At 52.9% G+C, this 13875-nt stretch carries 12 protein-coding genes; 4 read left to right on the forward strand and 8 right to left on the reverse strand.

Features of this window, described 5'->3' with window-relative positions:
* The first annotated feature begins 273 nt into the window (after positions 1-273).
* Positions 274-963 (forward strand): FadR/GntR family transcriptional regulator, encoded by a 690-nt coding sequence (locus WG891_RS19965; protein WP_337264217.1) that lies wholly within the window; start codon positions 274-276, stop codon positions 961-963.
* A gap of 6 nt (positions 964-969) precedes the next feature.
* Here WG891_RS19965 and rbsR read toward each other — a convergent pair whose 3' ends face one another.
* The 7 genes from rbsR to kup all read right to left on the reverse strand — a co-directional run bounded on the left by rbsR (position 970) and on the right by kup (position 8874).
* Entirely contained in the window at positions 970-1974 is a 1005-nt protein-coding gene (rbsR, locus tag WG891_RS19970; RefSeq protein WP_337264218.1) for a ribose operon transcriptional repressor RbsR, read from the reverse strand.
* Positions 1975-1978: 4 nt separating this feature from the next.
* Entirely contained in the window at positions 1979-2905 is a 927-nt protein-coding gene (gene rbsK / locus WG891_RS19975; RefSeq protein ID WP_337264219.1) for a ribokinase, read from the reverse strand.
* Between the two features lie 70 nt (positions 2906-2975).
* Positions 2976-3863 (reverse strand): ribose ABC transporter substrate-binding protein RbsB, encoded by an 888-nt coding sequence (rbsB, locus tag WG891_RS19980; protein ID WP_076943890.1) that lies wholly within the window; start codon positions 3861-3863, stop codon positions 2976-2978.
* A 70-nt stretch (positions 3864-3933) separates the two neighbouring features.
* On the reverse strand, positions 3934-4899 hold the full coding sequence (rbsC, locus tag WG891_RS19985; protein WP_076943889.1) for a ribose ABC transporter permease: 966 nt from the start codon (positions 4897-4899) through the stop codon (positions 3934-3936).
* 6 nt (positions 4900-4905) lie between these two features.
* A complete protein-coding gene (rbsA, locus tag WG891_RS19990) occupies positions 4906-6411 on the reverse strand; it encodes a ribose ABC transporter ATP-binding protein RbsA (RefSeq protein WP_337264275.1) in 1506 nt (501 codons plus the stop codon).
* 7 nt (positions 6412-6418) lie between these two features.
* Complete coding sequence (rbsD, locus tag WG891_RS19995) at positions 6419-6838, reverse strand: D-ribose pyranase (RefSeq protein ID WP_337264220.1); 420 nt, start codon at positions 6836-6838, stop codon at positions 6419-6421.
* A gap of 167 nt (positions 6839-7005) precedes the next feature.
* Positions 7006-8874, reverse strand: coding sequence for a low affinity potassium transporter Kup (gene kup, locus WG891_RS20000; RefSeq protein ID WP_337264221.1), 1869 nt, complete (start codon positions 8872-8874; stop codon positions 7006-7008).
* Between the two features lie 375 nt (positions 8875-9249).
* Between kup and ravA the strand changes: the two genes are divergently transcribed.
* The gene (gene ravA / locus WG891_RS20005; RefSeq protein ID WP_337264222.1) at positions 9250-10758 is read left to right on the forward strand and encodes an ATPase RavA; all 1509 of its coding nucleotides are present in this window, start codon (positions 9250-9252) and stop codon (positions 10756-10758) included.
* A gap of 2 nt (positions 10759-10760) precedes the next feature.
* Entirely contained in the window at positions 10761-12218 is a 1458-nt protein-coding gene (gene viaA / locus WG891_RS20010) for an ATPase RavA stimulator ViaA (protein ID WP_337264223.1), read from the forward strand.
* Positions 12219-12225: 7 nt separating this feature from the next.
* On the opposite strand, the gene asnA is transcribed toward viaA, so the two are convergent.
* The gene (gene asnA / locus WG891_RS20015) at positions 12226-13218 is read right to left on the reverse strand and encodes an aspartate--ammonia ligase (RefSeq protein ID WP_337264224.1); all 993 of its coding nucleotides are present in this window, start codon (positions 13216-13218) and stop codon (positions 12226-12228) included.
* 155 nt (positions 13219-13373) lie between these two features.
* Here asnA and asnC point away from each other — a divergent pair, with 155 nt between their 5' ends.
* Positions 13374-13835, forward strand: a complete 462-nt coding sequence (asnC, locus tag WG891_RS20020; protein WP_076943881.1) for a transcriptional regulator AsnC — start codon at positions 13374-13376, stop codon at positions 13833-13835.
* The last annotated feature ends 40 nt before the right edge of the window (positions 13836-13875 follow it).

Consider the following 13875-nt stretch of genomic DNA (forward strand, 5'->3'; position numbering starts at 1 on the left):
TTTTTTCTCTGTTGAGAACGGTGTTTTCACCGGGTTGATTCTTCCTGGCTGGGCGACCTTGTCAGTCGTTGTTCCCGGTCAGTGGAGGCGCATTATAGGGAGTTCCGCGCCAGCCGCAACCCCTAAATTCAAAAAATGTTTCAAGCGCGGATATTTTCAGCAAAACGCTGTATAAGGCAGCATTTTTGCCACTTTTTCCCGAAATCAGCCCTAAAGCCGATGCACCCTAGAGTAAAATGAAAGATAACAATGCAAGACTAAGGACCTGCAGCCATGCAATTTGATGTTCAACAACAGGCCGCACAGCGCAATCTTTCTTACCTGCTGGCAGAAAAGCTCGGCCAACAGATTCTGGCGGGCGTATATGAAGCGGGCAGCATCCTGCCGGGTGAGATGGAATTGGGGGAACAGTTTGGTGTCAGCCGCACAGCGGTCAGGGAAGCGGTAAAAATGCTGGCCGCCAAAGGCATGTTATTACCACGCCCACGTATAGGTACGCGTGTAATGCCACAAAGCCAATGGAATTTCCTCGATCAGGATTTACTGGCTTGGTGGATGACAAAGGAGAATTTCGATCAGGTAATGCAGCACTTCCTGATTTTGCGTACCACGCTTGAGCCTCAAGCCTGTTTTCTGGCAGCCACCAACGCCACTGCGCAACAGAAATCACAGTTAACGCACCTGATGCAGGAGATGCGCACGCTGCACACTGATTTTGATCGCGAACGCTGGATTGAGGTCGATACCCAGTACCATCAGTTAATATATAACGCCAGCGCTAACCCCTTCCTGACCTCATTCGCCAAATTATTCAGTTCGGTTTATCAAAACTACTTTCGGGCAATTACTGGTAATGAAGTGATTAAGTTGCAAAGCCATCAGGCGATCGTCGATGCCATCGTGGCAGGAGACAGTGCAACAGCCATGGCCGCATGCCAAGCTCTGCTACAAGATAACGCGTAATCTTCTTTATATAAGGTGGCCAACGGAGGCGCGATCCACCAGTTCAGGCGTCAACACCAGAACTTGAGCATCACGTTCGGGGTGTTGCAGCCGATTGATCAACGCATCAATGGCCAGTTCCCCCAGAGAGTCTTTCGGTTGATGGATCGTGCTGAGCGGCGGCGTCAGGTATTTAGCCAATTCAATATCATCATACCCGATGACGGCCATATCCTGCGGCACCACCAATCCAACCTGGTACAAAGCTTGGTAAATCCCCACGGCGATCGCATCGTTCCCGGCAAACACCGCCTGCGGTGGTTCGGCTAACGCCAGCAGTTGCTGCATAGCTTGAACACCCCCCTCAAATTCAAAATTGCAATGCACTTCATAAGCCGGCGGAATATTGAGCCCGGCACGTTGCATCGCGCGGCGATAACCCGCCAGACGATGACATGCGGTGGTTTTATCCTGCGGCCCGGCAATGCAGGCGATTTTGCGATAACCACGGCTAATCAGATGATCGGTTGCCATTTCACCACCCAGCAACGAGTTATCCTGAATAACATCGTTAGCCCCTTCAAACGGTGCCCAATCCATCATCACAATAGGTAAAGAGGGATAACGGCTGAGCGCGTCCGGCGACGGGCGATGGCTTTCAGTACACATCAACAGCAAGCCATCGACACGCTTTTGCAACAAGGTTTCCATGCTGCGGTTCATACGCGCGGCATCTTCTTCGGTATTGCACAGGATCAGGCTATAGCCGCGTTCATAGCAGCTACGCTCCACACCACGCACCACTTCGGCATAAAATGGGTTATTACTCGAGGTGACCAGCATACCGATAGTATGCGTGGTATTGAGCTTCAGGCTGCGAGCCAATGCTGACGGGGCATAATTAAGCTGTTCGACGGCCGCCATGACTTTACTGCGCACGCTGTCGCTGACAAAGCGATTGTTATTGATCACGTGCGATACCGTCGAGGTTGAAACACCTGCCAGACGGGCAACATCTTTCATGGTAGCCAAAACATTACCCCTGTTGCTGCAGGAAGGCGTCGATCTCTGTGCGCCAAGGTACGGAAGGCTGAGCACCAGCGCGAGTTACGGCAATCGCGGCTGCCGCATGGGCAAAACGCACGGCCTCGTCCATGGCTTTACCTTCGAGTAAAGCAGTAACCAGCGCACCGTTAAACGTATCCCCCGCCGCAATGGTATCCACCGCTTTCACCTTAAAGCCTGCTACCCGCTTGCCGCGGCGATTTTCACTCAACCAGACCCCCCGGCTACCAAGGGTGATAATCACGCATTCAATACCTTTATCATGCAACACGTTGGCAGCACGAGCAGCATCACCGTCATTATTAACGGCAATACCGGTCAGCCGCTGGGCTTCGGTTTCGTTTGGCGTGATGATATCGATCATCGCCAGTAGTTCATCCGGTAACTCACGAGCCGGAGCAGGGTTGAGGATCACCTGCGTTTGATGTTGTTTGGCCAGTTTGGCAGCAGCAATCACCGTCTCAAGTGGAGATTCGAGCTGCATCAGTAGCGCATCAGCATCAATCACTTTCTGCTGATAGCGATTGAGATACTCTGGAGTCAGGGCCGCATTGGCCCCCGCATCAATGCCGATCACGTTCTCACCGTCGGCATTAACAAAAATCAGCGCAACGCCGGTGGTTTTGTTGGCAATGGCTTCTATCGGTTGAGTGTCAATGCGATCGGTAACCAGTTGCTGGCGAATACGCTCCCCCATATCATCAGCCCCAACACAGGCGATAAAGGCGATCTCCGCGCCACTGCGCCCGGCTGCAACAGCCTGGTTGGCACCTTTACCACCGAAAGCGACGTTATACTGCTTCCCGATCACCGTTTCACCTGGGTGGGGAAACTGTTCAATATTAAGGATATGGTCGGCATTGATACTGCCCAGAACCACCAGCTTTCCTGTTTCCATCGCATTGATTCCTGAAATTGCTTACCCAGAGATTCACGTTGCCGCCTGGCAGCAACGTGAAGGGTATGACTTACTTGGTCACCAGCTTCAAATCGACCGGAATAGTGGCTGGCACTTTTTCGCCTTTTAACACTTTATCGGCAGTTTCAATACCAATCACCCCGATTTGATCTGGGCGCTGTGCCACGGTTGCAGCCAGTTTGCCACCTTCAACCGCTTTCACACCGTCATCGGTGCCATCAAAGCCCACGACGACCACATCGGTTTTGCCAGCAGTTTGCAACGCACGCAGTGCGCCCAGCGCCATTTCATCGTTCTGAGCGAACACCGCCTGCACGTCTGGATGTGCGGTCAGCAGGTTCTGCATCACGTTCAAGCCTTTAGTACGATCAAAGTCCGCCGGTTGGCTGGCAAGCAGTTTGAATTTGTTCTGCTCCAGAGACTGTTTGAAGCCTTCACCACGCTCACGTGCCGCCGAAGTCCCTGCAATACCTTCCAGTTGGATCACTTTAGCGTCTGCACCCGCTTTCTTGGCAATGAAGTCACCGGCCATTTTACCGCCTGCACGGTTATCGGAAGCAATGTGGCTGACCACTTCACCTTTAGCCGCCGCACGGTCCAGAGTGATCACCGGGATCTTGGCCTGGTTGGCCATCTTGATTGCGTTACCGACAGCGTCAGAATCGGTCGGGTTGATCAGCAGCAGTTTTGGCTGTTGCACCATCAGATCCTGCACGTTGGCCAGTTCTTTTGCCGGGTTGTTCTGCGAATCCAGCACCACCAGGTTGTAACCCAGTTTGTTAGCTTCCTGTTGTGCACCGTCTTTCATCGAAACAAAGAACGGGTTGTTCAGCGTCGAAACCACCAGCGCGATAGTGTCTTTAGCCAGCGCATTAGCACTCAGAGTCGCCGACAAAGCGATAGCCGAAGCGAAAACAGCCAGTTTTTTCATTTTCATGTTCGTGATTCCTGTAAGAGAAGAAGTGCCCGTGAATACTGCGGGCCGGCAAGCCCGCCTCTAAAGAGACTTACTGCTTTTTGTTATCTACCAGAACCGCCAGCAAAATTACGGCTGCTTTCACGATCATTTGGTAGTAGGAAGAAACGCCCAACAAATTCAAACCATTGTTCAGGAAGCCGAGGATCAGCGCACCGATCAGTGTGCCAACAATACGCCCTTTGCCCCCTGCCAAACTGGTGCCCCCCAACACTACCGCCGCAATGGCATCCAGCTCATAGCCAGTACCGGCGGTTGGCTGTGCGGATGACAGACGGGCCACTTCGATAACGCCGGCCAGAGCTGCCAGCAACCCACACAGCGAATAAACGATAATCTTCACTTTATCGACGCTGATGCCGGACAAGCGGGTAGCAGCTTCGTTTCCACCCAGTGCATAAATGTAGCGCCCCAGGCGGGTGTGATGCAGCATGTACCATGCGGCGATAAACACGATCGCCATAATCCAGATCGGGGTTGGCACCCCCAATGGGCGGCCGATACCGAACCAGCCGAACGCATCAGCCACATCGGTAAACCCGGTGTTGATCGGGCTGCCGTTGGTATACACCATGGTCACACCGCGCAGCAACAGCATCATTACCAGCGTGGCGATAAACGCCTGCACCTTGCCTTTGGCAACGATCACTCCGGTACAGGCCCCCACAGCGGCCCCCAGCGCCAAGGCGGCCGCCACGGCGACCACCGCATTGATTTCAAAGCCGACGATCGACGCCGCTACCGCACCGGTCAACGCCAGCAATGAACCTACCGACAAATCGATACCGGAAGTCAGTATCACCAGCGTCATGCCCACCGCCATAATGGCGTTCACCGACGTTTGCTGCAGAATATTAAACAGATTATTGACGGTGAAGAAATTCGGGCTCATTGAAGACACCACAGCGATCAGCACCAACAGCGCGATCAGTGATTTCTGCTCTAGCAGCCACTCTTTACTGAACCAGCGCTTAGCTGTGATAGTCTGGGAACTCATATCTGATTACTCCTGCTTTACGCCGTATTGCTTGCCGACGGCCGCTGCCATCAACACTTCCTGAGTGGCCTGTTCAATCGGGAATTCACCGCTGAGGTGGCCTTCGTGCATCACCAGAATGCGATCGCTCATACCAAGCACCTCCGGCATTTCCGAAGACACCAGAATGATACTCAGCCCTTCCTGTTTGAACTGGTTGATTAACTGATAGATCTCTTTCTTGGCACCGACATCGACGCCACGTGTGGGTTCATCAAGGATCAGCACCTTTGGCCGGGTCATTAACCCGCGGGCGATCGCCACTTTCTGCTGGTTACCACCAGAAAGCAGGCCAATCGGCTGTTCCATTGACGGCGTTTTAACATTGAACAGACGGATAAAATCGCCCACCGCCTGCTGTTCGTCAGCGTGTTTCAGGCTGCCACCGCGGCGGCTGAAATAGCGCAGGGCGGTCAGCGACATGTTTTCCTTCACCGACATCCCCAGCACCAAGCCATCGCGCTTGCGATCTTCAGAAATATAGACGATGCCGTTTGCCAACCCGTCCTGCGGCGAATGGGTGACGACTTCATGGCCATCAAGATTCACGATGCCGCTGTTACGCGGTGCCGCACCGTACAGAATCTTCATCAACTCTGTGCGCCCGGCCCCCATCAGGCCAGCGACGCCCAAAATTTCGCCACGATACAGGGTAAAACTGACGTCGTGAACGCCCGGGCCAGAGACATGGCTGACCTGCAGACGTTTTTCACCGCGCGGCAGATTCAGGCGCGGATACTGCTCTTCCAGCTTACGGCCCACCATCATCTCAATCAGCGAATCTTCTTGCAGCTCGGCGACCGGGCGTTCAGCAATAAACTGGCCGTCACGGAACACGGTGACATCGTCGCAGATTTCAAAGATCTCTTTCAGACGGTGGGAAATATAAACAATGCCGCGCCCTTCGGCTTTCAGCTCATTGATGACGTTGAATAAAGAAGCGGTTTCAGTATCGGTCAGCGCGTCGGTGGGTTCATCCATGATGATGACCTTCGATTCGAAGCTCAGCACCTTGGCAATTTCGACCATCTGCTGATCGCCAATCGACAATTCCCCCACCAACCGATGGCTGCTGTAGCGCAGATTCAGGCGTGCCAGCAGTTTGTCTGCCTCGGCATACATGCGTTTCCAGTCAATGCGGCCAAAACGGTTAACGAACTCACGGCCAAGAAAAATATTCTCGGCAATGGTCAGTTGTGGGATCAGGTTCAGTTCCTGATGAATGATGCCGATACCCGCTTCCTGAGAATCTTTCGGGCCGTTAAACACCACCTCTTTACCCAGAAAATGCTGGCTGCCCGCATCTTTGCTATAGATGCCGGTCAGCACTTTCATCATGGTGGATTTCCCGGCGCCGTTTTCCCCCACCAGCGCCATCACCCTACCGGGATAGACGCTGAGAGCGGCACCCGAAAGCGCTTTGACGCCGGGAAAGGCTTTATCGATCCCTTGCAGTTGCAGTAACGGTTGCATAGATGCCTCAGAAAGTGACGCCGGAGCAGAGAATGACGTTGGCATATGGCGAACATTCTCCACTGCGGATCACCGCTCGGCTGTGCTCGGTTTGTGTTTTAAACTCGCTGTGGCTGATATAGCTCACGCTTATGGTGTTTCCCTGGTGTTGGCTAAGTTGTTGCAATTGAGCTAATAACGCTTCATGGAGCGACGGATTTTGTTTAACTATCTCTTCCGCCAGGATAGCGTTTTCTACCTGCATTTCCTGTGTGACCACCCCGACCACCTGTAAAAACGTCGGTACTCCTTGGGTCAGCGCCAGATCGATACGCTGCGTTCCTGCCGGGATCGGCAACCCCGCATCGCAAATGGTGATCTGATCGGTATGACCGAGGCGGGACACCACGGCAGAAACATCAGAATTCAGTAGTACGCCTTTTTTCATGTTCTCACTCCAACAGCGAAACGTTTCGCTCGTTGAAGAGTTTAAAAAAACAACAGGGGAAGGCAATGGTGAAGTTGCAAAAATGTGATCGCAATCGAAACGTTTCGCTCGCAGTCGACAAAGATACAAAGAAAAAGGCTCAGTTGATGAGCTGAGCCTTTAAAACGTTATATCTCGACCTGGGTTCCCAGTTCGATAACGCGGTTTGGCGGGATCTCAAATTGATCGGGCGCGCGCAGTGCGTTGCGGCTCAGGGCAATAAACAGTTTACCACGCAGGAACAGATACCATGGCCGCTTGGTCAGGATCAGCGACTCATGTGACATAAAGAACGAGGTTTCCATCATTCGGCACGGCAACCCTTCCAAACCGCAGCGGTGGAATACCTCTTCCACATTCGGGGTTTCACGCCAGCCATAGCTGGCAACCACCCGCCAGAAAGTCGGCGACAGTTGTTCAATGGTTACCCGGCGTATGTTGTGCACATAAGGCGCGTCTTCGGTACGCAACGTCAATATCACCACGCGCTCATGCAGCACTTTGTTGTGCTTTAGGTTATGCAACAGCGCAAAGGGGATCACGTTGATCGCACGGGACATAAACACGGCGGTGCCAGGCACGCGCACCGGCGGGGATTTTTCCAGCGAGGCAATCATCGCCTCAAGGGAATTGCCATGCTCATGGATACGCCGCAGCAGGCTGAAGCGCTCGCTTTTCCAGGTAGTCATGATAATGAACATCACCAGCGCCAACGTCAGCGGTAGCCAACCACCAGAGAACAGTTTCAGCGCATTGGCAGAGAACATCGGCACATCAATAATCAGCAGGATAGTCAGGGTGCCTAACACCAGGAAGCGGTTCCAGTGCCAGTTTTTAAGCGCTACCGATGTGATAAGAATACTGGTTAATACCATGGTGCCGGTAACGGCAATACCGTAGGCGGCGGCCAGATTACCTGAATGCTCAAAGCCCACGATCACTAGCACGACGGAGATGTACAGTATCCAGTTGACGACCGGAATATAGATTTGGCCCGACTCCATCTCAGAGGTGTGGATAATACGCATCGGCGACAGATACCCCAAACGCACCGCCTGCCGTGTCAGAGAGAATACGCCAGAAATCACCGCCTGCGAGGCGATCACCGTGGCCAAGGTCGCCAGGATCAGTAACGGAATCAGCGCCCAGTCAGGTGCCAGCAGGAAGAAAGGGTTCTTGATCGCCTCAGGGTTTTTCAACAGCAGCGCCCCCTGACCAAAATAGTTAAGCACCAGGGAAGGTAGTACTACCGTAAACCAGGCCAGGCGGATCGGGAATTTACCAAAATGCCCCATATCAGCATACAGAGCCTCTACGCCGGTAATCGACAGCACCACCGCACCAAGCGCAAAGAACGAGACTTTCTTATATTCAATAAAGAAGTTCAGCGCCCACTTCGGATTCAACGCCTGTAGCACTTCGGGATTATCAATAATGCTGCGTAAACCCAGCAAAGCCAAGGCAATGAACCACAGCAACATCACCGGAGCAAACAGCTTACCGACGCTGCTGGTGCCATGCTTTTGAATAACGAACAATAAGGTCAGCACCAGAATCGACAGCGGTACAATGTAAGGATCAAGCGACGGCGCGGCGATTTCCAGCCCCTCGATGGCCGACATCACCGAGATTGCCGGGGTGATCACCACCTCACCGTAGAAGAAACTGCCGCCAATCAGGCCAAGGATCACCAACCATGAGGTTGTGCGCGGCGAGGTATTGCGCCCGGCCAACGACATCAACGTCAGAATACCGCCTTCACCGGCGTTATCTGCGCGCATCACATAGGTGAGATACTTCAGGGAAACGATAACAACCAGCATCCAGAAGATCAGGGAAAGAAAACCAAAAACCACATCTGGACGGACATCAAAACCATAATGGCCGGAGAAACACTCTCTCAAGGTATAGAGAGGGCTGGTGCCGATATCGCCGTAAACCACCCCGATAGCCGCCAAGGTTACCGCCGATAAAGACTGTTTACGCTCTGTGCTCATAGTTCGTTTCTTTTACTGGAACATCCGTCAGCCGTTACATCCGCACCAAGCTAAAGATACGGGCTCTTAATGATCCGTTACGCCCACGTTCCCGAATGGATTTCAAGCGCAATTAAGCAACCGATGATGCCATGGCTTGAAAGACAAAGGAGATAAAAGGCGCACAGTATGCACCATTTATCGTGGTTACCCATCCTTATCTCTGCCGCTAAAAATCAACAAAATGTGAACCAGATATCCTGTTGATAACAGAAAAATAATACTAATCAACAGGCTATGTCTTTTAGAAAAAGGTGGTTTATCATCGAATTCTGCAGCAAGATTGATTAACCGCCAACTAAACTGGCCTTAACCCACGGACAACGCGGATTATTTATGGCGTCATCACCCCTTCTGGCAGAACGTATTTCCCGCCTCAGCAGTGCGCTGGAGAGCGGCCTTTATGAACGGCAGGAAGCCATCCGCTTATGCCTGCTGGCTGCGTTATGCGGCGAAAGCGTGTTCCTGTTAGGCCCGCCGGGGATCGCCAAAAGCCTGATCGCCCGTCGGCTGAAATTCGCTTTCCGCAGTGCCCGCTCCTTCGAATATCTGATGACGCGTTTTTCCACGCCGGAAGAAGTGTTTGGCCCCTTGTCAATTCAGGCGTTAAAAGATGAAGGGCGCTACCAGCGCCTAACCTCTGGTTATTTACCCGAAGCAGAAATCGTGTTTCTTGATGAGATCTGGAAGGCTGGCCCGGCGATCCTCAATACGCTGCTGACGGCGATCAACGAACGCCGCTTTCGTAATGGCAACAGTGAAGATCCCATTCCACTGCGCCTGCTGGTCACCGCTTCCAACGAACTGCCGGAAGCCGACAACAGCCTTGAGGCCTTGTATGACCGGATGCTGATCCGCCTGTGGCTCGATAAAGTGCAGGATAAGCAGAACTTCCGTTCTTTGCTGGTCAACCGCCAGAGTGAAAGTGAAAACCCGGTGCCTGAAGCATTGAGCATCAGCGATGAAGAATTCCACCAGTGGCAGCCGCAGATCGATAAAGTCAAACTGCCGGAAAACTGCTTTGAGCTGATCTTTATGCTGCGCCAGCGCCTGGATGCCTTGGAACAGGCTCCTTATGTTTCCGACCGCCGCTGGAAAAAATCCCTGCGCTTGCTGCAGGCCAGTGCATTCTTCAGCGGCCGCGATACCATTGCTCCGCTGGATTTAATGCTGCTGAAAGACTGCCTGTGGCACGATCTCACGTCGTTGAAACTGCTGCAGCAGCAAATCGACCAACTGCTGGCTGAACAGGCCTATCAGCAACAGACGTTGTTAATCCAGCTACAGCAGACGCATACCCGTTGGATGCAACACCAGCAGCAGCAAAGCGATCGCCAAGCAATTTACTTGATAAAAAAAGGCGGTATGTTCAGCCGCAAACCGCAGTATGCGCTGGCAACGCCGCTCGCTGGCAGCACCTTGACCCTGCTGCTGCAAAAACCGCTGCAACTGCATGATATCCAGGTTAACCACCTCAGTATCGAAAGCAGCGCATTGGAAAGCTGGCTACAAAAAGGGGGTGATGTGCGGGCTAAATTGAACGGCATTGGTTTTGCCCAGCAGATCGAACTGGAAGTGGATGAGCAATTGCACTTGACGGTGCTGGACGTCAGCCGTCAGCCGTCATTATTGGCTTCAGCGGGTAAACCAACCGGTGGCACACCGCAGGCGCTGCTGGACGAAATGGAAACATTGACCCAGCGCCTGGCGGAACAACGCCGGTTATTCAGCCAGCATCAACCATGCCTATTCACTCCCGCCAGCGGCCTGGCGAAGATTGAAGCCAGCCTGCTGCAGGTTGCCGAACAAATTAAGCAGCAGTACCAGCAGATGCGCGGTCAATAACGATGCTCAGCCTTGAAACGATTGATCTGTTGCTGTCGATCGCCGAAGGGGAACTGATTGAAGAGATGATCATTGGCATGTTGGCAGCCCCACAGCTAATGATGTTTTTCAATAAATTCCCGGCGATACGCCGAGCGTTGAACCGCGATCTGCCACGTTGGCGATTGCAGCTAAAAGAACGTATTCATCAGGCAATGGTCCCCCCCGCACTGGCGCAGGAGTTTTACCGATACCAGCAGTGCCAGTTGGAAAATAACGCCCAATTCTTTCATCATCTCAACGATACGCTCGAACTGCTGCGCCAATTGATTTCGCCATTTTATAAACAGGCACAAGATCTGGCTGACGCCGCCGATCTGGCCAACCATCCAGACAGTTTCCAAACCCTGTTTTTACAACGCTGGCGCATCAGCCTGACGCTGCAGGCGACCATGCTGCACCACCAGTTGCTTGAACAGGAACGTGAACAGTTACTGGCTGAGCTGCAGGAACGGTTGGCACTGAGCGGCGCGCTGGAACCGCTGCTGGCAGAAAACGACACCGCCGCCGGGCGTTTGTGGGACATGAGCAAAGGGCATTTGCAGCGCGGCGACTATCAGCGGCTGGTGGAATACGGTAATTTCCTGCAACAGCAGCCGGAATTACAAAAACTGGCGCAGCAGTTAGGGCGCAGCTATGAAGCAAAAGCGGTGCTTCAGCAGGATGCACAACCGGAACCGTTCAGGGTCATGGTACAGGTTCCCGCCATTCAGCCAGAAGAGGTCAGCGGTATTCACCAAAGTGACGATATCCTGCGTTTATTGCCACCTGAACTGGCGACGTTGGGCATTGAAGAACTGGAGTTTGAGTTTTACCGCCGGCTGCTGGAAAAGCGTTTGCTGAGTTATCGCCTGCAAGGCGACGCCTGGCAGGAACAGATCATGATGCGCCCGGTCGCCCATAAACAGCAGGATCAACAGCCACATGGGCCTTTTATCGTTTGCGTTGATACTTCCGGTTCAATGGGCGGTTTTAACGAACAGTGCGCCAAAGCCTTCTGCCTGGCCTTATTGCGCATCGCGCTGGCCGACAACCGCCGCTGCTATATCATGCTGTTTGCCAATCAGATTGTGCATTACGAACTCACCGCCGCCAGCGGTATTGAACAAGCGGTGCGCTTTCTCGGCCAGCATTTTCGCGGCGGAACCGATCTGGCCGCCTGCCTGAGCGCAACGGCCAGCAAAATGACGGAGAGTGGCTGGTTCGACGCCGATGCGGTAATTATTTCTGACTTTATTGCCCAGCGCTTGCCAGACGAGGTGATAAAAAAGGTGAAATTACAGCAGCAAAGCCACCAGCAGCGTTTTCATGCGGTGGCGATGTCTGCCTATGGCAAACCCGGCATCATGCGCATCTTCGATCATATCTGGCGCTTTGATACCGGGTTAAAAAGCCGCTTAATGCGCCGCTGGCGGCGCTGAAAACAGCTTACAGCAGGCCTTCAACCGCTTCACGCACTTCGGGTGCCCACACGCCACACTGCACTTGGCCAATATGCGACAGTTGCAGCAGCAGCATCACCAAGCGTGATTGACCGATGCCGCCACCGATGGTTTGCGGCATTTCACCACGCAGTAATGACTGATGCCATTCCAGCTTCAGGCGATCCTGATCGTCGGTCAGCGCCAACTGATGCTTAAGCGCGGCAGCATCAACGCGGATCCCCATGGAAGACAGCTCAAACGCATCCTGCAATACCGGGTTCCACACCACGATATCGCCGTTCAGGCCAGCCAACCCATTGGCAGCCGGTGTCGTCCAGTCATCATAATCCGGTGCACGCACGTCATGTGATTTGCCATGCGACAGTTTGCCACCGATACCAATCAGGAATACCGCACCCAGCTCTTTGGCAATGGCACGCTCACGGCCTTTGGCATCCAGCTCCGGGTAGCGTTGCAGCAGGGTTTCACTGTGAACAAAATGGATCTGCTCTGGCAGGAAAGGAGCCAGACCATATTCACGGCTCACCGCCGCTTCCGTTTCTTTTATAGAAGCATAGATGCGCGTAACGGTATCTTGCAGATAGGCCAGATTGCGTTCGCTATCCCCCATCACACGTTCCCAATCCCATTGATCGACATACACTGAGTGGATCGGCGTCAGGCGATCTTCATCCGGGCGCAGGGCTTTCATATGGGTATACAAACCTTCGCCTGCACTGAAATCGTAGCTGCCCAGGGTTTTACGCTTCCACTTCGCCAGGGAATGCACCACTTCAAACGTGGCATCTGGCAAGGTTTTCACTTTAACCTGCACCGCTTTCTCGCTGCCGGAAAGGTTGTCTTGCGTGCCATCACCCAGGCGGCTGAGGATCGGTGCCTGTACCTCGATCAAGCCCAACTGTTGTTCCAGTTGGCGGGAAAAGAAGGATTTCACGAAGCTGATTTGTTGTTGTTTTTGGATAAACTGCTTTTTCATTACCGTATCTCTTAAATAACCTGTCTAATTGCCGACGATTAAGCAACAGAATGGCATCACAATTCAATATCCATTAATCAATATTGCCTTTTCGTTTTTAATCGTTCATTTTTAAGCGGTGATAATTCAACAATCAGCAATTAAAGGGGGATTTAATGGCGGAAATTTATCAGATCGATAATCTCGATCGCGGCATTCTCAACGCTTTAATGGCCAATGCCCGTACCGCCTACGCTGAACTGGCAAAGACTTTCGCCGTCAGCCCCGGCACGATCCACGTGCGGGTAGAGAAAATGAAGCAGGCTGGCATCATTACCGGCGCACGGGTGGACGTAAACCCAAAACAGCTGGGTTACGACGTCTGCTGCTTTATCGGCATCATATTAAAGAGTGCCAAGGATTATCCTTCCGCATTGAGAAAGCTCGAAAGCCTGGAAGAAGTGGTAGAGGCTTACTACACCACTGGGCACTACAGCGTGTTTATCAAGGTGATGTGCCGCTCAATCGATGCGTTGCAACAGGTACTTATCAACAAGATCCAGACTATCGACGAGATCCAGTCAACCGAAACCCTGATCTCGCTGCAGAACCCCATTATGCGCACCATTACGCCTTAGCCGGCAATTTATATACCCCTATTATCCACAGGTAGATCCC

Source organism: Serratia sp. MMO-28, assembly GCF_037199905.1.
Taxonomy (GTDB): domain Bacteria; phylum Pseudomonadota; class Gammaproteobacteria; order Enterobacterales; family Enterobacteriaceae; genus Chania; species Chania oryzae.

What these genes read in the sequence shown, in the direction of transcription:
- ravA (WP_337264222.1), top strand. Translation starts at nt 9,250, where the DNA reads ATGGCGTCATCACCCCTTCTGGCAGAACGTATTTCCCGCCTCAGCAGT.
- rbsA (WP_337264275.1), bottom strand. Translation starts at nt 6,411, where the DNA reads ATGCAACCGTTACTGCAACTGCAAGGGATCGATAAAGCCTTTCCCGGC.
- WG891_RS19965 (WP_337264217.1), top strand. Translation starts at nt 274, where the DNA reads ATGCAATTTGATGTTCAACAACAGGCCGCACAGCGCAATCTTTCTTAC.
- rbsD (WP_337264220.1), bottom strand. Translation starts at nt 6,838, where the DNA reads ATGAAAAAAGGCGTACTACTGAATTCTGATGTTTCTGCCGTGGTGTCC.
- rbsK (WP_337264219.1), bottom strand. Translation starts at nt 2,905, where the DNA reads ATGGAAACAGGAAAGCTGGTGGTTCTGGGCAGTATCAATGCCGACCAT.
- kup (WP_337264221.1), bottom strand. Translation starts at nt 8,874, where the DNA reads ATGAGCACAGAGCGTAAACAGTCTTTATCGGCGGTAACCTTGGCGGCT.
- rbsC (WP_076943889.1), bottom strand. Translation starts at nt 4,899, where the DNA reads ATGAGTTCCCAGACTATCACAGCTAAGCGCTGGTTCAGTAAAGAGTGG.
- viaA (WP_337264223.1), top strand. Translation starts at nt 10,761, where the DNA reads ATGCTCAGCCTTGAAACGATTGATCTGTTGCTGTCGATCGCCGAAGGG.
- asnA (WP_337264224.1), bottom strand. Translation starts at nt 13,218, where the DNA reads ATGAAAAAGCAGTTTATCCAAAAACAACAACAAATCAGCTTCGTGAAA.
- asnC (WP_076943881.1), top strand. Translation starts at nt 13,374, where the DNA reads ATGGCGGAAATTTATCAGATCGATAATCTCGATCGCGGCATTCTCAAC.
- rbsB (WP_076943890.1), bottom strand. Translation starts at nt 3,863, where the DNA reads ATGAAAATGAAAAAACTGGCTGTTTTCGCTTCGGCTATCGCTTTGTCG.